Source organism: Salsuginibacillus halophilus, from assembly GCF_003014715.1.
Lineage (GTDB): Bacteria > Bacillota > Bacilli > Bacillales > Marinococcaceae > Salsuginibacillus > Salsuginibacillus halophilus.
This window is the reverse complement of sequence record NZ_PYAV01000004.1, coordinates 124,029-144,768: the sequence shown is the minus strand read 5'-3', so window position 1 is coordinate 144,768 and position 20,740 is coordinate 124,029. Positions and strand designations below refer to the sequence as shown.

The 20,740-nt window shown below is 44.9% G+C and carries 19 protein-coding genes; 9 read left to right on the top strand and 10 right to left on the bottom strand.

Going from position 1 to position 20,740, the window contains the following annotated elements; all coding sequences use genetic code 11:
• Window positions 1-8: 8 nt before the first annotated feature.
• The 5 genes from B0H94_RS04615 to B0H94_RS04595 form a co-directional block, all read right to left on the bottom strand.
• A complete protein-coding gene (locus B0H94_RS04615) occupies window positions 9-575 on the bottom strand; it encodes a chromate transporter (protein ID WP_106588082.1) in 567 nt (188 codons plus the stop codon).
• A gap of 90 nt (window positions 576-665) precedes the next feature.
• Window positions 666-1,118: an Lrp/AsnC family transcriptional regulator gene (locus B0H94_RS04610; protein ID WP_106588081.1), complete on the bottom strand. Its 453-nt coding sequence runs from the start codon at window positions 1,116-1,118 to the stop codon at window positions 666-668.
• 22 nt (window positions 1,119-1,140) lie between these two features.
• Window positions 1,141-2,754, bottom strand: a complete 1,614-nt coding sequence (locus tag B0H94_RS04605) for a gamma-glutamyltransferase family protein (protein ID WP_106588080.1) — start codon at window positions 2,752-2,754, stop codon at window positions 1,141-1,143.
• 141 nt (window positions 2,755-2,895) lie between these two features.
• A complete protein-coding gene (locus B0H94_RS04600; RefSeq protein ID WP_106588079.1) occupies window positions 2,896-4,125 on the bottom strand; it encodes an MFS transporter in 1,230 nt (409 codons plus the stop codon).
• 500 nt (window positions 4,126-4,625) lie between these two features.
• Window positions 4,626-5,738, bottom strand: a complete 1,113-nt coding sequence (locus tag B0H94_RS04595; RefSeq protein ID WP_106588078.1) for an S-layer homology domain-containing protein — start codon at window positions 5,736-5,738, stop codon at window positions 4,626-4,628.
• Between the two features lie 249 nt (window positions 5,739-5,987).
• Between B0H94_RS04595 and B0H94_RS04590 the strand changes: the two genes are divergently transcribed.
• On the top strand, window positions 5,988-6,938 hold the full coding sequence (locus tag B0H94_RS04590) for a glycine betaine ABC transporter substrate-binding protein (RefSeq protein ID WP_106588077.1): 951 nt from the start codon (window positions 5,988-5,990) through the stop codon (window positions 6,936-6,938).
• A 62-nt stretch (window positions 6,939-7,000) separates the two neighbouring features.
• Here B0H94_RS04590 and B0H94_RS04585 read toward each other — a convergent pair whose 3' ends face one another.
• Complete coding sequence (locus B0H94_RS04585; protein WP_106588076.1) at window positions 7,001-7,267, bottom strand: NifU N-terminal domain-containing protein; 267 nt, start codon at window positions 7,265-7,267, stop codon at window positions 7,001-7,003.
• A 157-nt stretch (window positions 7,268-7,424) separates the two neighbouring features.
• Between B0H94_RS04585 and B0H94_RS15095 the strand changes: the two genes are divergently transcribed.
• Window positions 7,425-7,568: a hypothetical protein gene (locus B0H94_RS15095; protein WP_181315258.1), complete on the top strand. Its 144-nt coding sequence runs from the start codon at window positions 7,425-7,427 to the stop codon at window positions 7,566-7,568.
• Window positions 7,569-7,655: 87 nt separating this feature from the next.
• Complete coding sequence (locus B0H94_RS04580; protein WP_106588075.1) at window positions 7,656-7,862, top strand: CsbD family protein; 207 nt, start codon at window positions 7,656-7,658, stop codon at window positions 7,860-7,862.
• Between the two features lie 186 nt (window positions 7,863-8,048).
• Here the strand turns inward: B0H94_RS04580 and B0H94_RS04575 are convergent, their stop codons facing one another.
• Entirely contained in the window at window positions 8,049-8,591 is a 543-nt protein-coding gene (locus tag B0H94_RS04575) for a DICT sensory domain-containing protein (protein WP_106588074.1), read from the bottom strand.
• A gap of 163 nt (window positions 8,592-8,754) precedes the next feature.
• Between B0H94_RS04575 and B0H94_RS04570 the strand changes: the two genes are divergently transcribed.
• The 4 genes from B0H94_RS04570 (at window position 8,755) to B0H94_RS04555 (ending at window position 13,566) form a co-directional block, all read left to right on the top strand.
• Window positions 8,755-9,969, top strand: a complete 1,215-nt coding sequence (locus tag B0H94_RS04570; RefSeq protein WP_106588073.1) for a methyl-accepting chemotaxis protein — start codon at window positions 8,755-8,757, stop codon at window positions 9,967-9,969.
• A 10-nt stretch (window positions 9,970-9,979) separates the two neighbouring features.
• On the top strand, window positions 9,980-11,074 hold the full coding sequence (gene cofG, locus B0H94_RS04565) for a 7,8-didemethyl-8-hydroxy-5-deazariboflavin synthase CofG (RefSeq protein WP_106588072.1): 1,095 nt from the start codon (window positions 9,980-9,982) through the stop codon (window positions 11,072-11,074).
• A complete protein-coding gene (gene cofH / locus B0H94_RS04560; protein ID WP_245893902.1) occupies window positions 11,071-12,231 on the top strand; it encodes a 5-amino-6-(D-ribitylamino)uracil--L-tyrosine 4-hydroxyphenyl transferase CofH in 1,161 nt (386 codons plus the stop codon). Before cofG ends, cofH begins: the two co-directional genes overlap by 4 nt.
• Before the next feature lie 81 nt (window positions 12,232-12,312).
• Entirely contained in the window at window positions 12,313-13,566 is a 1,254-nt protein-coding gene (locus tag B0H94_RS04555) for a polysaccharide deacetylase family protein (RefSeq protein WP_181315257.1), read from the top strand.
• A gap of 575 nt (window positions 13,567-14,141) precedes the next feature.
• On the opposite strand, the gene B0H94_RS04550 is transcribed toward B0H94_RS04555, so the two are convergent.
• Together B0H94_RS04550 and B0H94_RS04545 are read right to left on the bottom strand one after the other, a co-directional pair.
• Window positions 14,142-15,911: an FAD-dependent oxidoreductase gene (locus B0H94_RS04550; RefSeq protein WP_181315256.1), complete on the bottom strand. Its 1,770-nt coding sequence runs from the start codon at window positions 15,909-15,911 to the stop codon at window positions 14,142-14,144.
• 692 nt (window positions 15,912-16,603) lie between these two features.
• Window positions 16,604-17,932 (bottom strand): DUF2254 domain-containing protein, encoded by a 1,329-nt coding sequence (locus B0H94_RS04545; protein WP_245893901.1) that lies wholly within the window; start codon window positions 17,930-17,932, stop codon window positions 16,604-16,606.
• 279 nt (window positions 17,933-18,211) lie between these two features.
• Here B0H94_RS04545 and B0H94_RS04540 point away from each other — a divergent pair, with 279 nt between their 5' ends.
• On the top strand, window positions 18,212-18,898 hold the full coding sequence (locus tag B0H94_RS04540; protein WP_106588068.1) for a flagellar brake protein: 687 nt from the start codon (window positions 18,212-18,214) through the stop codon (window positions 18,896-18,898).
• A gap of 4 nt (window positions 18,899-18,902) precedes the next feature.
• Here the strand turns inward: B0H94_RS04540 and B0H94_RS04535 are convergent, their stop codons facing one another.
• Window positions 18,903-19,706, bottom strand: coding sequence for a hypothetical protein (locus B0H94_RS04535; protein ID WP_106588067.1), 804 nt, complete (start codon window positions 19,704-19,706; stop codon window positions 18,903-18,905).
• A gap of 166 nt (window positions 19,707-19,872) precedes the next feature.
• Between B0H94_RS04535 and B0H94_RS04530 the strand changes: the two genes are divergently transcribed.
• Window positions 19,873-20,727 carry a MurR/RpiR family transcriptional regulator gene (locus B0H94_RS04530; protein WP_106588066.1) on the top strand — a complete coding sequence of 285 codons (855 nt, stop codon included), beginning with the start codon at window positions 19,873-19,875 and terminating at the stop codon, window positions 20,725-20,727.
• The last annotated feature ends 13 nt before the right edge of the window (window positions 20,728-20,740 follow it).

Genomic DNA, 20,740 nt, shown 5'->3' with positions numbered 1-20,740 from the left:
TCCTCCTTTTAAGTTTGACCTGCTTCTTGTTTACGATGACGTATGGAAGAAAAACCGATGATAAGCAGGATCCCGATTAAGATGGCTGGATGGACATCAGCGATTTCTGTAATTAATATAGCGAGTCCTGTCAAAGCGAGCATCCCGGTCCAGCCCATCTGATTACGAGATGTTTTTAAAAAGTTATATGTTAAAACGAGCATCATTACACCAACAACCGGAGCAATGGCGTGGGTCATCCCTTGAACAATCGGCGAATCACTAAAAGATGTTAAAAATCCAATCAAAATGATCATTAGAACGACGGTTGGTATAACCGAAGCAAATAGCGCACCGAGCATACCGAAGAAACCACCTACCCGGTAGCCAATATAGCCGGAAAGCTTCGTCAAGACCGGGCCGGGCAGTGTATTGCTTAACGCAAGTAGGTCACCAAACTCTTCATCATCCATCCATTCATACAATTCGACAACTTCTTTTTGAACGAGCGGAATCGCCGCCGGTCCGCCGCCATAGCCGAGCATGCCTACACGGAAAAATGCCAAAAAGATTTGTGACTGCAACTTTACATCCACAACGTTAACCTCCTTTCTCACAAACAGTAAAAACGAAAGAGAAGAGAACGCTGCACAGCGCCCTCTTCTTTTCCCTAAACTTTGTATGGTTTACAACTTTAAACCTGTCCGGCTTTTAAATCGGCGCAGCAGAATATGCGATTCTACCCGCGTAATGCCATCAAGGGTATAAAGCTCTTCATTAATAAAGGTTTCTAAAGCCGCCATATCTTCAACGAGCACGTGCATGTGCAGTGTACTTGGGCCGGTCATTTGATAACAGCTCGCCACACTTGGCTTATTCACTAAGCTTTCCGCAACTTCCACTAAATACTGCGGATCACAGTCCACTTCAAAGAACGCTGAAATCTCTTTACCGGCTTTTTCTGAATTAATCACAACGCTGAATTTTTCAATCACACCTTCATCAACCATTGACTGGACACGATCGCGCACAGCTACGCGGGAAATGCCGAGTTCTTTTGCAATATCAACATAAGACATCCGGCCGTTATCGGTAAGAAGGCTCAATATTTGTTGATCGTACTTATCCTGCTTTGCCATCAGCACCGGACTCCTTTCGTGATTACAAGAATGAAATGTAGCCGTCGGTCCGCGACTCCGTGCCGCCAATTAAAACGCCGCGTACCGGGTCGCGCCAAATGATCTGGCCGCGGCCAAATCCACCCTCATCAACACTTTTACGTACGTTATGGCCTTTACGAGCAAGCGCCTGCGCCACGTGATCCGGAAAGTCCGGTTCGACTTCAACTGTTTTATTTTCAACCCAGCGCCAGCGCGGAGCATCTAAGACAGCCTGCGGATTTAAAGCACCTAATACCGTATTTAACACGACTTGCAAGTGTCCCTGCGGCTGCATGTAACCGCCCATCACACCAAATGGCCCGACAGCCTCGCCGTCTTTCGTTAAGAAGCCGGGAATAATGGTGTGATACGTACGCTTGCCAGGCTCAAGCACGTTATGGTGAGCTGGATCCAAGCTGAAATCGTGACCCCGGTTTTGCAAGCTGATCCCGGTTTCCGGTACAACAATGCCGGAACCAAAGCCCATATAATTACTTTGAATAAAAGATACCATGTTTCCGTCACTATCAGCAGTTGCTAAATAAACTGTGCCACCTTTTGGCGGTTCGCCTGCTTCCGGTTGAATGGCTTCATCACCGATTAACGCCCGGCGTTTAGCCGCATAGCTTTCCGATAACAAGTCATTCACACTTACCTGCATCTTTTCCGGATCGGTAATATACTTCAGCCCGTCAGCAAAGCCGTGCTTCATCGCTTCGATCTGCTTGTGCAGATTTTCAGGCGTCATATCTGCATTTACATCCATACCTTCAAGCGTCTTTAACGCTAAAAGCGTGTTCAACCCTTGACCATTCGGCGGGATCTCCCATACATCATAGCCTTGGAAATTGACCGAAATCGGGTCTACCCACTCCGGTTGAAACGCAGCTAAGTCGCTTTTACGTAGTAAACCATCATGCTTTGTGAAAAACGCCTCAATTTCATCAGCCAACTCGCCTTCATAAAAAGCGCGGCCATTTGTCTCCGCGATTTTACGAAGCGTACGGGCATGACCTGGCAGCTGCACGACATCTCCTGCTTCCGGCCCTTTGCCTTCTGGTGCAAATGTGTCAAAAAACGGCTGAAACGCTTCACCTTCCGCACGGCGCTCCATTGCTTTGACGCCGCCTTTCCAATACTTTGCAAGTACAGGCGATACCGGAAAACCACGTTCAGCTAAATCAATGGCCGGCGCAAGTACTTCTTCAAGTGAAAGTTTACCAAATTGGTAGGAGAGCTCTGCCCAGGCACCAGGTGCACCAGGTACTGTTACTGGAAGCATCCCGTGCTGCGGCACCTGCTCATGTCCAAGCTCTTGAAAGGTTTCACGGGTCATTTTTTCTGGTGCGTGTCCGCTGGCGTTTAAACCGTGCAGTTTTTCATCGACCCAGACGAGGGCGAAAGCGTCACTACCGATACCGTTGGAAGTTGGCTCCACAACAGTGAGTGCGGCAGCTGTTGCAATCGCTGCGTCTACTGCATTACCACCTTTTTGCAGCATTTCTTTGCCTGCTTCAGCCGCGTACGGTTGAGATGTCGCCACCATTCCTTCTCGGCTGTACATCGGCATCCGCTTTGATGTATACGGTTGGTACAATGGGTCCTGCTTCGTCATCACGTTTCCGCTCCTTTCATTGTGAATGACAAAAACGGCATTCCTCCTGCGTTTTGTCACTTTTTAAATTGTATTTAATACTTTCTGATTATTTTAAAGTATATAACAAATCGTTTTGAAAGTCTATGAAAGGTAGAGATTTTATGCCGAAGTGCGAAATAAATGAGCCCGCAGCAAAAAGAGCAAGGCAAGCACGACACCTGCAAGCGACGCTGTCGTTAAAACCGCATTAATGTGGATGCCAACGCCAACGAACAATGAAACAATCGCAAAAGCTACCGGGGCAAAACCTTCAGACGCAACCGTCACGACACTCATCACCCGCCCGAGCTTATCTTCATCGGTATGTTCCTGAATAATCGTTAAACTCGGCAAGTAAACGATCATACAACCAAAACCTGCAACTGCAGCCCAAACCATTAATGCAGGTATACTTTCCACTTGACTGAACACAAAAAAAGCACCCATTGTAAGCAGCAGAGTCACACTCACAATCCGCCCACGACCCGGGCGCTGCGAAATGATATATACACAAAAACTTGCCGCAAAAGTACCGACAGATAAACCAGCTTCAAGCAGGCTTAAATCAAATGCCGTACCTCCGCTGTCATCAACAAGTATCGGAAAGCTGACAATCATTGGGCCAATCACAAATAAATTCACATATACAATGGCGAGGATCCCTGAACGAATCATCTGTGAGCCTTGAACATAGCGGAGACCGACCATTAAATCGCGCCCGACCGCCTGCGGAGTTTCATCACTATTCGTAGACGCAGGCACATCGTGAATAAACCGTGGGTAAACTGCGATAGCTGATACACCTACAAACACTGCAGCCACCGCCAGCGTCACCGTATAATTGCTTACAGTTAACAGCAGACCGGCAAGGAGCGGACCAAACAAAAACATGAGCTCCACCGTACCGTGAAACACCGAGTTCGCCCGCTGAATTTGGTGGTGCGCTACAGCACTTGGAATTAACGCCATAACAGCGGGATAAAAGAAGGCATCAAGCACGCCGAAAATAAATGCACCTATAAGGAGGGGCAAGATCGTCAGTGCATCAAAAGCAAGAAGCATTGTTAAAATACAGAGCATCAGCGTCTGCAGGCTGTTTGTGACGAACATGACTTTCGATTTTTTCTTCCGATCAGCAACAACGCCTCCGAAAATCATCATCACGACCCGGGGCACGGTAATGACAGTTAAGACAACGCCGACAAACGCCGGCATATTTAATTCATTGATGACATACCATGAGGTCGTTAAAAACAACATTGAAAAGCCGAGCATCGCAAAGACGCCGGCTGCCCATACGTGTAAAAATGTTCGATTGCGCCAAATGGTTGTATCTTCTAAGGCAGACATACACTCAACTACTTTCCTATAATATAGCCGCTATCAGTGTAATTGTTTGACCTGCCTTATGTAAACGCAGAAGTGCCGCCGCGCAAAAACGGCACGGGTTCTCACCCGCGCCGCGATCATATAGGCAAACTTTTAAGCACAGCGGAGGCTTGCCTCAGGCACGGCCTCAACTTCCTCGGCAGAACGTCACTCTCTGCAGGATTTTGGGCTCGCGCTGTTCCTGGTGGCGTCGCCGCCGATGTTCGGCAGCCGCTTCTTTATTTCATACTTGTGCTAGGTGTCAGGCACACTTTTTTGTGCCTGACACCTAACAATATTGATTCTTTGTGGAAGTAAATCGTTAGCTGAAGTGTTGCCCTCGGCAAAGCAGACACGACGACATCAAGCGTAGGAGCTGGTTGAGTCGATATCGCACTTGTGCTATTGGTGAAAGTGAGTATATTTCCCATACCTATCATTTAAATCATATCTTACGGGACAGCCCCGCTACTTGTTTAGATTTACGTCGTCCACTCATCATTAATGATGCCGATCACATGCCAGTCACCATCGTACTGCGCCATCGCTAAGCGTAGGCTCCGCCATTCTAAACCTTCACCTTCATCAGGAACATGATACTCAACAACGGTGGCACTTGGATATACTTCATCTGTATTATCGATCATGCTGCCATTGCTTTGCCTCCGATCGACTGCAACAGATCCTTCATTTTCGTAATCTTCAGCGTAAACGAACCGATCGTGATACTCACTGTACGTTTTATCAATCGGACCACCTTTTCCGTCATACGTTCCCCAATCGTAAACCGTATCATCATCAGAGAGTTCTGCAGCTTCTACACGGTTGAAGCTTTCATGTTCATCTGGGTCAACAAATGCATATGGTGAAAACCGTACGCCTGCTTCAGGATGCACATAGTCAGCTACGGATTCCATGTCTTCTTCACTTAAATAGCTCACGATTTCTTCTGCTGTATCTACAGCACCTTGGTCAGCCCAGTTTTCAATAAATTCATGAGGTGCCATTGAACGGGCTAAAAATGTTGATAATTCTGCGCGTGTTGTTCCTTCTTCCGGCCGGAATGTACCATCTTCATAACCGCGGGCTAAACCTTGAGCTGCAACATGGTTAATCTCAGAATTAAACATATGATCGTCTGGAACATCTGAAAATTCAACGGAATCAGAAGTTGTGAAATCATACGTCCGGTCAAGAATGGCAGCCATCTCTCCACGATTTAATGTGTCATCAACTAAAAACGAATCTCCGCTGCCAGAGATAATTCCTTCATCTGCTACTGCTGCAATTTCAGCAAAAGCGTAATGATCTTCACTTACATCATCAAAACCAGGGTCCGGCCGATCTGTTGTATCCAGATCCTCGGCCCGCGTAATCATGACCGCAAGATGGGCTCTTGTCATATTTTCATCAGGGCCAAATGTGCCGTCACCATGTCCCTGCACAACATTTTCACTTTGAAGGTAACCAATTTCCCCAACCGCCCAATGACTATCAGGAACATCTGAAAAATCATCTGCTCCCGCAGCAATCGATATCCAGGCACCGCCGGCAAACAACGCTGCACCAAACGTCCAGCTTGCTTTCTTCCACATTGCGTGTACCTCCTTTTAAGATTCTGAATTTTGCAACTTAATTGTAACATTACCGTTTTTAAAATCAATGAAACCAGTGAAATATGAGACTTTTGTACACTTCGGTGGCTTAATATAGCGTACAGTGAAGTTTTACAACATACATTGACTTTATTCTTGCTTATGTTACACTATGATTAAAGTTGTTAAATTTATTTTTAACAATAAATACAGATTGAACTTTGTCAATTTTATGGAGGGGTTTTAAAGATGCATAAGTACTTACGCAGACACGCTTGGCTTCCACTATCTTTAGCTGCGGTGCTCGCCGCCTGCGGTGATGAAGAAGCCGAGGAGGCAAACGGCGAGGCTGACGATGAGGATACTGCAACTGAAGAAACCGATGACAACGATGGTGAAGCTGATGAAAACGGCAGCGGCATCGATGTAGATGGAGAAGAAATTGAACTTGCTTATGTAGCCTGGGAATCTGAGCTTGCTTCTACGAATGTCATCAGCCAAGTACTTGAAGAAGCTGGTTATGACGTCACAATGACACAAACCGACCAGGCGCCAATGTGGATATCTGTTGCTGAAGGCGATGCTGACGGTTTTGTCGCTGCTTGGCTGCCATCTGATATGGCTGCAGAATACGAAGAATACGGTGATGATGTTGTAGACTTAGGACCAAACCTTGAAGATGCGATTACAGGCCTTGCTGTACCAGATTACATGGACATCGACAGCATTGATGAACTCTCTTCTGATGTTGTTGGAGAAATTACAGGTATCGATGCAGGTGCCGGTATTATGTCTTCTGCTGAAGATGCCATTGAAATGTACGACTTAGACATGGAACTTTCCGCCAGTTCTGACGCTGTTATGACAGCAGAACTTGATTCACGCATTAGTGATGAAGAGCCAGTTGTTGTTACCGCTTGGCAGCCACACTGGAAATTCAACACGTATGACATGGACTTCTTGGATGATCCAGAAGGTGCTTTTGGTGAAGGTGAAGAAATTCGAACAATGGTTCGTGAAGGACTAGAAGAGGATCATTCAGAGGCTTATCAAATTCTTGATAACTTCTACTGGACCCCAGATGACATGAACGAAGTTATGCTGGATATCTCAGAAAACGAAATGGATCCTGAAGATGCAGCTGCAGACTGGATTGAAGACAACCGCGATTCAGTTGATGAGTGGCTCGATATTGACTAATTGCTTAATATCAAGAAGATAAAACTGCCCCCTGCAAATTAGATTGCAGGGGGCATCATTATTTAACCGAGCTCAGCTTCTTCAAACGCCTTTTCTACTTCATCAAGAATTGGATCCCACGAAGCATCAGCTGTTTTATTTACAGTAACAAAGTTTCCAAAGCCAAATACATTATCAACACCTTCAATTTGCACAAGGGCATCAGCTAATGCATGACCAGAGCTTTCACCTTTTTTCACTGATGTGCTGTCAGAAAACAATGTTTCATTCGCTGTAATTTTCATCGCATTCGGGTTTGGCGTCGGATCTACCTGTAATTGTACAGACATGTCGTCAACCTCCTTTATTTAGTGTGCAGCACTGAACTTCTCAATACCTTGTTTCATTTTATAACGAAAAACCCCTCAACCACAACTTTTACAAACAATCACAACACGTGCTTATGATATACTTGAAGTTAACGCTTAAACAAAGAGGTGATCCCCTATGGATCCTTTAACACTTATTCTCCTTATTATCGCGATTATCTTTTTCTTTCCGCTCATTATGCGAGGCATCGGCTGCGCCCTTCGCCTAGCTGCACTTGCGATTGTGATTATCGTTTTAATTAGTTTGATTTCCTCATTATAACATTTGAAGTTTAAATGCCCTTGATTAACGGCAATAAGGTTCCTAGTAACAATTCAAAGCAATCTACCTTTAAAGGAGGAACTAATTATGCGCGCAGAAGATTTACTTGGTAAATGGAACCGCATCTCAGGGGAAGCGAAGAAACAGTGGAGTAAACTTACAGATGATGACATTCAATACATTGAGGGCAACCGCGATAAGTTAATTGGTAAAGTTCAAGAACGCTATAACTATTCACAAGAACAAGCAGAACGCGAAGTTGACGAGTGGATTAACAAAATATCCATCGATTAAATCGATCAAAACCGCCTGGATCTCTTTATAGATCCAGGCGGTTTTTTGTATGCATAAATTCATAACACATCATAAAGACCACGTTTTATCGTATCAAAAACGGGAATGGTTTAACGTGACTGCGACAAATGGATTATTTAAACCAATTACAACCTGTTATACATAAGCCTTTTTTCTTAAAACCGCTTATATGACACTGCTCAGCAGCCCTTTTGCCTGGTTAATCACTTCAGGACTCGAAGATTTAACTCCTTTAAAGTTCCGATCTTCCTCAACGGCGTGATTGCCAAAGCCATCAAGGTCATAAGCTACCATCATCGATTTAAAAGCGTCACCATCAATGACTAAAAACCATTCTCGCATTAAATTTGCCTGCGGCGGCAAATCAATATACGTGATATTTGGATGTTCCGGCAGGTCCACGTCGTTTTCTCCAAACAAATAAATGTTACAATACTCTGCCATCGCAAGATAACGATCCATGATTGCAGTTGCACGCGACTGCTTTTGAAAGCCAGCATAAATTGTACCGTTCAACTTTTTTGTCATCACCATATTTTCCATCATTAAGCACATATACTCAAGCTGCGGAACTTTCGTCTCGTATTTTAATGAAGATTGAGCCAGCGTTGAATTGTCAGCTTGTTTATCGAGCGACTTCACTTCATCATTTACTTCACCAAAACACGTTTCAAATACTGAAATATCTTTTAACTTTGCCAAAAACATCTGCCCCTTTGCAAATTAATAGTGATGCATCAAACAATTTCCCAATTTTAAAAATAATTAATCCTAAAGTCATTATAAAACATTATTTTAATTTAAACAATTATTATAAATTGATTAAACAGTTTATATAAATTAAACTAAAATTACTAGGAGGTATGTATGAATGACAAAAATGCGCGAACTTTTCACTCAAAAGGCTTTTTTGATTGGTGCAGGGGCCGTCCTGCTTATGGCTGCCGGCAATGCCTGGCTGATTGCTTCAGCCCAGCCAGTACTAACCGTTCCTTATTCAACCATTTTATTGCTTGCGGTTTTAGTTCTACTTTGGCAATTTTCACTACCTAAAGAAACTGAGACATCAGCTGCAGGTGAAAACCTATTAGGTGATCGAATTAAGCAGCCTCTTGAAAAATTACGTCACGTTAATGCCCAGGCCGGCCATTTACAAACGATGGGGTCACAGGTGAGTCAAACATCTGAGCAAGTATCTGGAACGATGACAACAATGAACGATCACATTCAAGAAGTTTCTAGTATGACAGATCAATTGAACAATTCGTTTCAAAACACATATGAGCTCATGCAGACATTAGACAATATGGTGAAAGATACTGCTGATACCACCCGCAGTGTTACGAATTATGCTCAGGATGGTAAAGCACAGACGAACGCATTCAGCGAAGAACTTCAAGGTGTTTCTGATAATATTCATGCCTTTGGCGAGCAGAACAAAGCATTAATAGACAATGTAAACCAAGTACACGAAGCGATGGCAACGATTGAAGACATCTCTTCACAAACAAATTTACTCGCCTTAAATGCTTCCATTGAAGCGGCACGCGCCGGTGACGCAGGAAAAGGGTTTGCTGTGGTTGCTCAAGAGATCCGCAAACTGTCTGAGCAAGTGACAACGACTGCAGATAATATCCGCAGCACAACAACCGAACTGTCTGACAACATGAAAAATCAAGAAGCAACCTTCCGCCGGGAAGTGAGCTCAATTCATGAAAGTATCACAAAAAATCAGCAAGTTGTTGCCGTATTTCAAGAGGTGATATCTTCTGTTGAACAACTTCTAGATTATATTGAAACGATTCGTACAGAATCTGCAAGCGCCCGGTCTGTTAGTGAAGAAAGTTTACAATCACTTCAGGCTGTAAAAGAACGTATGAGCTCTATGGCTGAAGGAACAAACGGTACACAATCGATGATTATGGAACAACAGTCAACAATGATGGAGCTGGATATGACAATTGAAATGGTTAACAGTGAAATGAATGCCATCGAAGATCAGCTGAAAGCAGCTGCTGATACTGACGAGGTTGCCTGGGTTCGCCCGTTTGATATCACTGACGAAAAAGCTGCTGCCAATACGTAAGGAGGGAGTTATGGACTGGACAACTTATACCCGCACGACACCGATTGAATCGTTAAAAAAACGTGCAAGTAATATTCGCACCCACTGCCACGAAAACACCGTCACGTATTGTCAAAATGTTTTTATTCCTTTGACAAACATTTGTAAAGACCGATGCACGTACTGTACATTTCAGCGCCGGCCAGAAGACCCTGGTGCTGAAATTATGACCCCGGGGCAAGTTCTCGACCGGGTAAAGCAGGCTAAAGCGTTAGGGTGCACAGAAGTGCTTGTCAGCCTAGGAGACAAATCAGATTATTTTCCGGAAGTGCGTTCCTGGTTAAATGAACGCGGCTACCGTAACATGATTGAATACACGACCGCTATATGTAAGATGATCATTGAAGAAACCGGCCTGCTGCCTCATACAAACGCCGGCGTGTTAACAAAGCACCAGCTTGCCGGATTAAAACCTTACAATGCAAGTATGGGGATGATGCTTGAAAACGTAAGTCCCCGCTTAACTGAACCTGGTGAAGTTCATGAGCATGCACCTGACAAAAAACCACACCGTCGAATTCGCATGATTGAAGAAGCGGGACGCCTGCAGATCCCATTTACAACCGGACTGCTTGTTGGGATCGGCGAAACGTGGGAGGAGCGGATCGATACACTGCTTGCCATCCGCGATTTACACAACACTTACGGGCACATCCAAGAAGTGATCATCCAAAACTTTCAACCGAAAGAAGGGATGTCCTCTCTTGAAGATGGCGTCGTATCTGAAGAGGATATGCTTCGCCTTGCAGCTGTGGCACAAGTAATGTTTCAAGGTAAAATTCATGTGCAAGTGCCGCCGAATTTAAACCGCCGTTACTTAAAAGAACTGCTTGCCTCAGGGATTACGGATTGGGGCGGGGTATCTCCATTAACAATTGATTATATTAACCCTGAAGCACCGTGGCCTGCCCGCGATCGATTAATTGAAACGACTGAATCTCTCGGTCTCAAAGCTGAAGAACGTCTAGCGATTTATGATCACTATATTCATAAACCTGGATTTCTTGAAGGTCCTGCCCACGAAGCTGTACATGAGCTGAAAAAAGAAAGGAGTCAATTTGTATGACCCAACCGATTATTCATCAGCCAAACTTAGCCGAAACCTCCACAGAGGTCCGCAACATCTTACAAACTGCTTTAGATGGCAAAGAGGTTTCCGTTGAAGATGCACGTAAGCTTGCACATACGTCTGGGGCTGACCTTGATGGCTTAGTCGCGGTTGCTGATGCGATGCGTTCAGAAACCGTCGGTGAGCGTGTCACTTTCACCCTCAACCGAAACATTAACTTTACAAATGTATGTTTTGTCGGCTGTAAATTTTGTGGCTTCAGCCGGACGAAAACAGCTAAGGATGCCTACTTTTTATCTGTAGAGGACATGGTGGCAAAAACAAAAGAAGCCTGGGAACTTGGTGCGCGCGAAGTCTGCATTCAAGGAGGGCTTGAAGAAACGATGGATCCGTGGCATTACATCCGTATGGTTGAAGGCATTAAAGAAGCATATCCAGACATGCATATCCACGCCTATTCCCCTATGGAGATTGATTACGGAGCAGAAATTACTGGTTTATCAGTTCGAGATTACTTGCAAAAGCTAAAAGCAGCTGGTCTTGGAAGCGTCCCTGGAACAGCAGCAGAAATTCTCGATGACCGCATCCGGGGCCAGCTCTCTCCGGTAAAGCTGACAGCTGACCGGTGGGAAGAAATTATTCGAACAGCCCATGAGGTCGGCCTGCGTTCGACTTCTACGATGATGTACGGTCATGTTGAAGAACCGGACGACTGGGTATATCACATGGAGCGTCTCCGTAACATTCAGCGGGATACAGGCGGCTTCACAGAATTTGTGCCGCTTGGTTTTATTCACTACAATACTCATCTCTTCCGCATTGGAAAATCACGTCCTGGTGCTAGTATGGAAGATCATTTAAAAATTCATGCTCTCGCAAGAGTGTTCTTCCACGGCTTTATTGAAAACATACAAATCAGCTGGGTGAAAATGGGTCCTGAGGAAGGGTCGAAGTGTCTGCACGCTGGTGCAAATGACTTTGGGGGCACTTTAATGGAAGAAAACATCTCAAAAGAAGCAGGCTCCAAATACGGCGAATACCTTTCCGGCGAAGCAATCACGCATTACATTGAACAAGCCGGTCGCGAGCCTTGGATCCGGGATACGCTATACGAGAACTTTGCCTCACCATACGTTACGACAACCTCACCGTAGTTCTGCTTTAATCTTCCATCTGTTCAAAATGTGATATCCGTGCTAAAGTTTAACTAACATTCAATGGAGGTTTTTGACAAGATGCGCGGATATCAAACACTTTTAGGTTTTAGCCTTTGTTCAATCTTACTAACTGGCTGTATGAATGATGCACCGGCTGCAAATAGTCTCGAAAGTTTTCAGCCACTAGAAACACCTGTTTATGGCTATACTGAAGAAGAAGAAACTTTAGTGGCCGTCACTGATATTGAAGAAATGTTTCAATCAAGTGAACTGACAGTCGAAGATGAGATCATCACTTTTACTTGGGAAGAATTTTCGTTCACTTTTGAGACCGGTGAAACAGATGCTCAAATTAATGGGGAGACGACAACCATTAATGCTCCAGCCCGCCCCATCCAATCCGAAGCATACATACCGATTGAACCTGTGCTTGAAAACTTCAATGTGGACTATGAAACAGATGGACAGATGCTTCAATTTCCGTCAAAAACTTCCGAAGAAATGTTCAACATCCATCGGAAGCCGATAACAAGCGCTTATAAATACGAGCCTGAAGCTTTGTATGGCTTAATGTATCATGACTTCTCGCCTGAAGAAGACATTCAACGCGAAAATGCCCAAGTAAGCCCGGGAAATTTCCAAAAACAAATGGAAGCGCTTATTGAAGGGGGTTATGAAACGGTAACTGATGAAGATATCGTCCGTTTTCGGGAAGAGGATGACTTTTTACTGCCGGAAAAACCGGTGTTGATTGCAATGGATGACGGTTATCAAAGTAATTACGAATACGCTTTTCCTATTTTAGAAGAGCTTGGTCTCCGCGCTTCGGTTTACCCAAATGTTGAACGGAATGACACAGCGCAGGAACGGTTTTTATCCTGGGACGAGATGAAAGAAATGCAGGAATCTGGTGTCATGAATATTCAAGCACACTCTTATGACCACCATGATACAGTTGACGGTTATAATATCGACGGTGAAAAGCGCTCAAACCGTTCTTTGTTTGTTATGCTTGAAGAGGACGAATCCGAAGCGGCTTACGAAGCACGGATTCGCGAAGATTTAGGGCTTGCAAAAGAACGGCTTGAAGATGAACTTGGTCATGATGTGCATTCCTTTACGTTCCCATTTGGACAGTTCAACGACGTGTTGATGGATGTCGCCGAAGACTTAGGCTATGACTTAATGATTACAATTTATCCAAACAAAAATACGCCAGACGACTTGGACGACAAGTTGTTTCACCGGATGAATGTGCCTAATGGGTATGATGGTGAGAAACTGCTCGAACGACTAAATGAGCTCGAACCTTGGGAAGACGAATCAGCATAAACCAAAAACCGCCGGGCAGCCGCCCGGCGGTTTTAACGTGTAGACTAACTTTTAAGAAGAGTGCAGGCTGACGCCGCTTTTCGGCGGACGCTTGCACCCGGAGGGCACAAGTGCGACATCGGTTTGGTCTACGCTATCGCTTGACCTCACCGTGTCTTCTTAGCCTCTTGTACCTCCTCAACTTCCTTGGCAGAAAACCGCTGCCTGCGGGGTTTTCAGCTCGTACTGTTTCCCGTAGGCGTCGCCGCCGGTGCTCGTCAGCCCTGCCACGTTTGAAGGTCATCAATTGTAAAGATCCTTTTGATCGAGCCATATTTACATGAATCCGTTTCATAACGATGCTTTATGAATGATTCAACGAACCATATACAAATATCAACGTGGCCGAAACGTAAGACGGCGACTCCCAGAGGATGAAGCGCAGGCTGAAGATCCACTTGTTCGATTGGCAATTAAATCGAACAAGTTAGCTGAAGCCAAGCCCTCGGGAAAGCGTCCGTCTGAAGTGAAGGTTGCGTTTTTTAGGACAGCTCGCGAGCTTGAAGCAATAAGCTGTGCCTAAATTTTAGGTTTTTTTAAGATGTCAGCTGCGATTCAAGTTCGAGCAGTGCGTCTTTGCGCTGCCAGACACCGTCTTGTTCCGGTGGTTCGCCCCAGCCTAACGTCTCGTACACTTCTTCCATATGGTCATCCATTAAAAGTTCATCTTCAGGCATACCGTCTACAAGTGCTTCGAGTTCTTCAGTCATTCCTTCCGCTTCTTCCGGCTGCAAACGCTCTACACCACGTTTCACTTTATCAGCAAACAACGCCGCTTCCATTTCTTCATCAAGCCGGAAGTCGTTGTTATAGCCGCCAAAAATGATATCGTGCGAATACAACGTTTTTAATGCCGGATAAAAGTCTTCTCCTTGATACGGATAATCCGGATCTTCCCGCTGCTCTAAATAAGCCCCTTGTGCTTCAAGGTTTTCTTGAAGCTCCTGGATCCAATCTTCATTTTCCTGCAGTTCCCGGAAAGTTTCGCCTGCTTCTATACTTAATGCACCTGCTGCTCCGGCAGCTTCTGCCGTCGCCATCCCAGTTGGGATGACCCGGGCACTACCGGCCGCAAGCGATGAATAGCCGCTTGCTTTACTCGCAACGAGTAAATTGTCCACCTCTTGTGGAATTAAAGAGCGAAACGGAATGCCGTATTGGTCCGGATTCACCGTAATGACACCGTAGTTTGATGGATCAGTCGCTTGAATATCTGCTTCATAACCACCAATTGCAATATCATCCCAATGATGTTCACTCTCCCAAAGCGCACTAACCGGCAGCATATACTCACTTTCAATGTGACGGGTTTCACGTACATATAATTCTTCAGGATAAGTTACAATTTCAGCATCTTCAAAGCCTGGCAGCTCTTCGCGGAGCCATTCTACAAAGTAATCGGTTTCTTCTTTGCCAAGTTCAATCGCTTCATTTCTTTCTTCCTCATCGAGCCCATCTACCCCGAACAGCTGCATCGCATTAATAAACACTTCTTCGTTCGGTGTACGGCCGATATTTAAGCCACGCATATTTACTTTTTCTGGATTCGTCTCTTCCTCGTAGTCCCACAACACATCCGGGAAACCCCAAGCAGCATAATCATGAATGCCTGCACCACCGAGCACACCTTCCTCGGCGGCTTCACTCACAAGATCCCAATCTACATCATCTAGATAAATCATTAAGATGACAGACATGAATTCATCATTATTAATATCCTGCTGACCGATAAAATAAGGCGCACCGGCTTTAACTGCAACATCCCCGTCCGGTGTCGCATCAATCACCCGGTCTGCTGTATAAGTTTTCGTTTCTTCATCATCTGAAACCTCGACCCCGGTAATCCGATTATCTTCCATCACAACGTCTTCGAGTTCATGATTTAACTGCAGCGTTATGTTATCTTCATTATCAACAAGCGTGCTAAAAGCAGCTTCAGCTTCTTCTAAATCAACTGTATGAACATAATTTAAACTTTCATGCCACTCGTCAAAGATTCCTTGTGAAACAATCTCGCCATCGTCGTTTTGCGGTAGATCTAAGTAATTCAACATCCCATGTGTCATTAAACCGCCTAAGAGGTAGCGATGCTCTAACAGGAGCACTTCTGCTCCGTTCCTCGCAGCGCTTACAGCAGCTGCAACACCTTCTGGCTCACCGCTTGCTACGATGATATCGTAATGCGCTTCTGCCTCAGCGCTTTCTGGTGATTCTTCGCCTGCCGGCGGCTGCAGCTGCATAAAAATTAATAAAGCTGCAATTAAAGCAATGCCACCGATTGTATACATAAACACCCGTCGATTCATGAATTGTCCTCCCGATTTTGTACGAAGTTTACACGCATTGATTTTAACACGAAACATATTAGACGGGAATTCACAATCCAATGATTACAGCATCACAACCGTAATTATTCAATTGTGCGTGTAGACAAACTTTTAAGAAAAACAAAGGCTGACGTCGCTTTTCGGCGGACGCTTGCACCCGGAGGCACAATTGCGACATCGGTTTGGTCTACGCTATCGCTTGACCTCACCGTGTCTTCTTAGCCTCTTGTACCTCCTCAACTTCCTCGGCAGAAAACCGCTGCCTGCGGGATTTTCGGCTCGTACTGTTTCCCGTAGGCGTCGCCGCCGATGATCGTCAGCCCTGTCACGTTTGAAGGTCATCAATTGTAAAGATCCTTTTGATCGAGCCATATTTACATGAATCCGTTTCATAACGATGCCTTATGAATGATTCAACGAACCATATACAAATATCAACGTGACCGAAACGAAAGACGACGACTCCCAGAGGATGAAGCGCAGGCTGAAGATCCACTTGTTCGATGGGCAATTAAATCGAACAAGTTAGCTGAAGCCAAGCCCTCGGGAAAGCGTCCGTCTGAAGTGAAGGTTGCGTTCATGATTCGGTTTTAGGGCAGTCCGCGGAGCTTGGAGCAGTAAGCTGTGCGTGAATTTTAGATTTTGTACTTTGTCGACAGTCTGAATCGAAATTAACCGATTTTGATATCATCAATCAATTCATTGTAGGCTTCAACTTCATCGGTCATCACCGCAATTTCACGCAGCCTGCTGTGCAGCCGCTTGTTTTCGTACGTAAACGAATGCTTCGGTGTGTGCGCACGAATCATTGCCTCTGTAAACTTCCAGCAGCACTTCATGTCGCTTGTCTCTAAAGATTTGGCCAAAAGCGCCAAGCCTTCAACAATATCGTTCATAATGATCGGATCGTCTTTGGCATAATACACAATATGGGCAAACGCCGTATTTAAATAGTAATCAAACGACTCATCTGGAATGATTAAGCGCAGTTCGTTATCTTCATTGGCTAAGTACGGCGTAAACTTCGTAATTGTTGCAATATCAAGCAGTAAATCAGTGAGCTGATAGACGACATTTTTAGCTGTATCCGGATCGTTGTTGCCAATGGACTTAATTGCAATTTCTTTTAGCTTGTTTAACCCGAATTCAAGGTCTTGAATCTCGGTTTTCTTATGACCGAAATATAAAAAGTTACGATAACTCGATTCATTGATTCTTTCGCCTTCTTTGATCCAATACAATAAGATCGGCGTACCTTTGACGACAAAATCGCCTACACGAACCTCAAGCCTTAGAATGACATCATCTTTACTGGCACGCTTAATTAACTTTTTAAAATCAATAATTTGTAAAAAACCGGTTTTATCAGCATAAATAGTGTTAGCATCTTTACTTGAGAGTTCCTCCACATTTTTATCCGGCTCACGAATCCGGTAAGGCTCTAAATCTTCGCCGAGCATTTTCATAATTTTATCGCGCGATTCCATTTTCATATTAAAAGCAAGCGTCGGCACTTGCATCCATTTAACGGCGTGGTTAATAAAATATACAAAGTTGGCCATCGCAAGAAACATCATCGAAAACGTTAACAGCGGCAGCATGACGTAAGTTTCCTGCACGGCTTCATTTACGATAAAAAATGCTGTAATCATAACAACAAACGTCGCGTTAAAAATGCCGAGCACATGTTGTGTTCGGTGGTCGTTAATAAAATTTAACAGTAAGCGCGGTGAAAATTGGCCGGAAAATGTCGTTAAAATCACAAGCGTTGAGTTAAACGTAAACGCATTTAACGTAATGACACTAGCAAGCAAAGTGCTGATCACCGTGTAAAAAAATTCGTAGTTAATCAATAGTGTTTCCGGCATAACTGCACTAATATTTGTATTGAAATCCAGCCAATAAGCTGAATATACAATCAAAAGCGCAAAAAGTGCATAGATTACAGATGAGAACCATAAATTAGTACGCAATTCATACCACAGTTGTCGGCGCGACATATTAGCCAGCCTCCGCAGCGGCCGTGGCAGAAATTTTCGCAGCATCATCATAAGTATTAACGTCCTTTCTGAAGTCCCGCTTAAAAAGTTGTTCGTATTATCTCTTCCATACCACACCAATCATCATGTATAACTTAAATTTCAATTGTTCATAATGAACTACTTGTTTAGAAATTTTTTGTAATAATGTTTGAGTCTAATTTCATTTTTATGGCATAATGCGAATGCGAGGCTGGAAAAAAGTACGAGAAATCAAACGGTGAGTGAGGAGGAAGTTTCATGCTTCATATTGGGGATTCAATCACGCTTGAGACCGGAATACTAGAGAAAAATGTGAAAGGTGATGAAGCGCAGGAAACATTTCGCTGCCGCTTGGTGGATCGGCAGGATGATACATTTATTATTGATTTACCCATAAATGAAGAAACAGGGAAAACAACACCATTTCCTGTAGGGAAGGTGCTGCAAGCTTCATTTGTCGGCATTGATCAAGCCCTTTATATCTTTCATACAAAAATTATTGGCCGCGAGCATCGTAACGTGCCTGTTCTACTGCTGAATGATCCAGGTCGAAAAAAACACACCCGCATTCAACGGCGCAATTACGCTCGTGTGGATGCTGGTGTAAATGCTGCCGTCCACCCACTTTCGCCTGGCGCATTTACGCCATTTACCACTTTCACTTTGAACATCAGCGGCGGTGGGGCTGCTCTTTCACTGCCTAAAGGGGCAGTTATCCCGGAACACGGGGAGATTGATGTTTCGTTCGTGCTCCCAATGGAAAGCGGGGCTCTCCCGTGGATCCGCACCCGGGCTTCGATCGTACGAAAGCTGAAAAAAAGTGCCTTTGAAAACGAAATATTTACAATAGAGTTCAGCACCATCCGTGATGCTGACCGTCAGCAAATCATTCAATATGTGTTTGAGCAACAGGCGGCTTTCCGGCGTTCCGCTGCGGGGCAGTAATCCTTTAATGAATATAGGCTTCACCAGGATCGCTCATACGTGCGCCAAGCACTTGATCAAAAATCCGGCGTGCTTGTACCTGCGTGAATATTTTACGCTGAACGAGCGCCCAAAACGGTGCATCTTCACGACGGATCACATGCGGGTGGTGTTTATCCCCAAAAACGACAGGCACTGTTTCATAGCCTGCGGCGGCTAACACAGCAAGCGCTAAGTGCCCTTTAGAAATCCAAATACTGTGTGATTGTTCTGTAAGCAGTAAACTGCCATGAATAAAATCAAAGTCCGCTCCCGGTTCACTCCCGTTTACCGCGGCATGCGTTTGCAGCGCCGTCAGCTTATCAATCTGTTTTTGAATAAACGTCTCGCCTGCAGGGCCGTAATAGAGCGAACCGTCTGTAGACCGCAGCCGGCTGCTTTGTCGTTTTGAGGAGCTGCGCTTTTTTCCACTTCGCTTCAAGACAGGGCCAGCATCCCATGGTGCAGGTGCTAAAGCCCCTACCGGCGAACGCTTCAGCTCTTCTGTCGCTTCATCTTCAGTTAAACCGAGCGCCTCTGCAAGTGTTTCCGGTTGATACATATCATAAAACTGACCAAGCGGTGAAGCGCTTGCCCGATCAAACGTTGCATTTTCAATCCCCCGTACCGTTTCTACAAGCGGATTGGCTTGATCGAAAGCTCCCAACAGGTGACACCTGCATGACACAAGTGGCACTTCTGCCATAAACATTGTGGTACCAGCTAAATATACACCTTCAAGAACATTTGTAACATCTTCACGAAAATCGAGTATCCTCGGCTTAGCCACCTAATCCTTCCCTTCTTAAACAACCATTTGATACCTTATATATTTAATGCTAATTTCATGATAAGACAAGCAAACTAGGTTGTCGATGATACCGCCTTGCCAAGCAACAGGCTGATGCTCGATAATATAAAGTAAATGAATTTATTTGAAGAACCGGAGGCTTATTATGGTGGATACTGTCATCGTCGCGAAAATCCGAAATTCATGGGACGAATTTACCCAAGCAGAACGAAAAGTTGCGGATTACATTTTAAACAACGGGGAATTTGTACCGACCATGACAACAAAGCAGCTCGCCGCTGAAGCAAATGCTAGCGAATCCAGTATCATCCGATTTTGTAAACGAATTGGGATGGAAAGCTTCCGCATGCTGAAAGTTGCCCTCGCCCAAGAGTTCTCCCACGGCGAACCAGCCATCAACAGCACATCGCTCTTAGAATCAAATGACAGCTCCTACACATTGCTGCAAAAAGTAAGCACCCTTAACCGGATGGGGCTCGATATGACCCCTAAGACTGTGGGGTATGTTGAATTTGAACAAGTCGTTGAGGCACTTAAAAACACCCGCTCCGTCGCCTTTTTCGGTGTTGGCGGTGCTTACTCCCCAGCGGTGGACGGCGAGTATAAGTTTATGCGGCTCGGCTATCACGCAACCGCTTCCGCCGATTACCATTATATGCTGCCGCTTTTACGTTTAATGGAAACCCCATCAGTCGTATTTTGTTTAAGCACCTCCGGCCGCACACATGAAGTCGTGAAAGTTGCCGAGTACGCGAAAGAGCGCGGCATCACCGTTGTTGCGATCACACGCTTAGAAACAACGCCACTTTACCGGGCGGCAGATTATGTCCTTCCCATGCCGGATGTTGAATTTGAAAACCGAATCGGCAGTATCGCTTCGCGCACCATTCAACTCAATTTGATCGATGCACTCTACGTATCTATTTTTAGAGCCTTCGGTTCTGATCTGCTTGATGCATTCGGCGACGCGAAAGAAAAAGCAGACGAAAGACGCAAGTAACTCCGAGGAGGAT

Coding starts and splice junctions, on each gene's coding strand:
- B0H94_RS04610 (WP_106588081.1), bottom strand. CDS start 1,118: ATGGCAAAGCAGGATAAGTACGATCAACAAATATTGAGCCTTCTTACC.
- B0H94_RS04605 (WP_106588080.1), bottom strand. CDS start 2,754: ATGACGAAGCAGGACCCATTGTACCAACCGTATACATCAAAGCGGATG.
- B0H94_RS04600 (WP_106588079.1), bottom strand. CDS start 4,125: ATGTCTGCCTTAGAAGATACAACCATTTGGCGCAATCGAACATTTTTA.
- B0H94_RS04595 (WP_106588078.1), bottom strand. CDS start 5,738: ATGTGGAAGAAAGCAAGCTGGACGTTTGGTGCAGCGTTGTTTGCCGGC.
- B0H94_RS04590 (WP_106588077.1), top strand. CDS start 5,988: ATGCATAAGTACTTACGCAGACACGCTTGGCTTCCACTATCTTTAGCT.
- B0H94_RS04585 (WP_106588076.1), bottom strand. CDS start 7,267: ATGTCTGTACAATTACAGGTAGATCCGACGCCAAACCCGAATGCGATG.
- B0H94_RS15095 (WP_181315258.1), top strand. CDS start 7,425: ATGGATCCTTTAACACTTATTCTCCTTATTATCGCGATTATCTTTTTC.
- B0H94_RS04580 (WP_106588075.1), top strand. CDS start 7,656: ATGCGCGCAGAAGATTTACTTGGTAAATGGAACCGCATCTCAGGGGAA.
- B0H94_RS04575 (WP_106588074.1), bottom strand. CDS start 8,591: ATGTTTTTGGCAAAGTTAAAAGATATTTCAGTATTTGAAACGTGTTTT.
- B0H94_RS04570 (WP_106588073.1), top strand. CDS start 8,755: ATGACAAAAATGCGCGAACTTTTCACTCAAAAGGCTTTTTTGATTGGT.
- cofG (WP_106588072.1), top strand. CDS start 9,980: ATGGACTGGACAACTTATACCCGCACGACACCGATTGAATCGTTAAAA.
- cofH (WP_245893902.1), top strand. CDS start 11,071: ATGACCCAACCGATTATTCATCAGCCAAACTTAGCCGAAACCTCCACA.
- B0H94_RS04555 (WP_181315257.1), top strand. CDS start 12,313: ATGCGCGGATATCAAACACTTTTAGGTTTTAGCCTTTGTTCAATCTTA.
- B0H94_RS04550 (WP_181315256.1), bottom strand. CDS start 15,911: ATGAATCGACGGGTGTTTATGTATACAATCGGTGGCATTGCTTTAATT.
- B0H94_RS04545 (WP_245893901.1), bottom strand. CDS start 17,932: ATGTCGCGCCGACAACTGTGGTATGAATTGCGTACTAATTTATGGTTC.
- B0H94_RS04540 (WP_106588068.1), top strand. CDS start 18,212: ATGCTTCATATTGGGGATTCAATCACGCTTGAGACCGGAATACTAGAG.
- B0H94_RS04530 (WP_106588066.1), top strand. CDS start 19,873: ATGGTGGATACTGTCATCGTCGCGAAAATCCGAAATTCATGGGACGAA.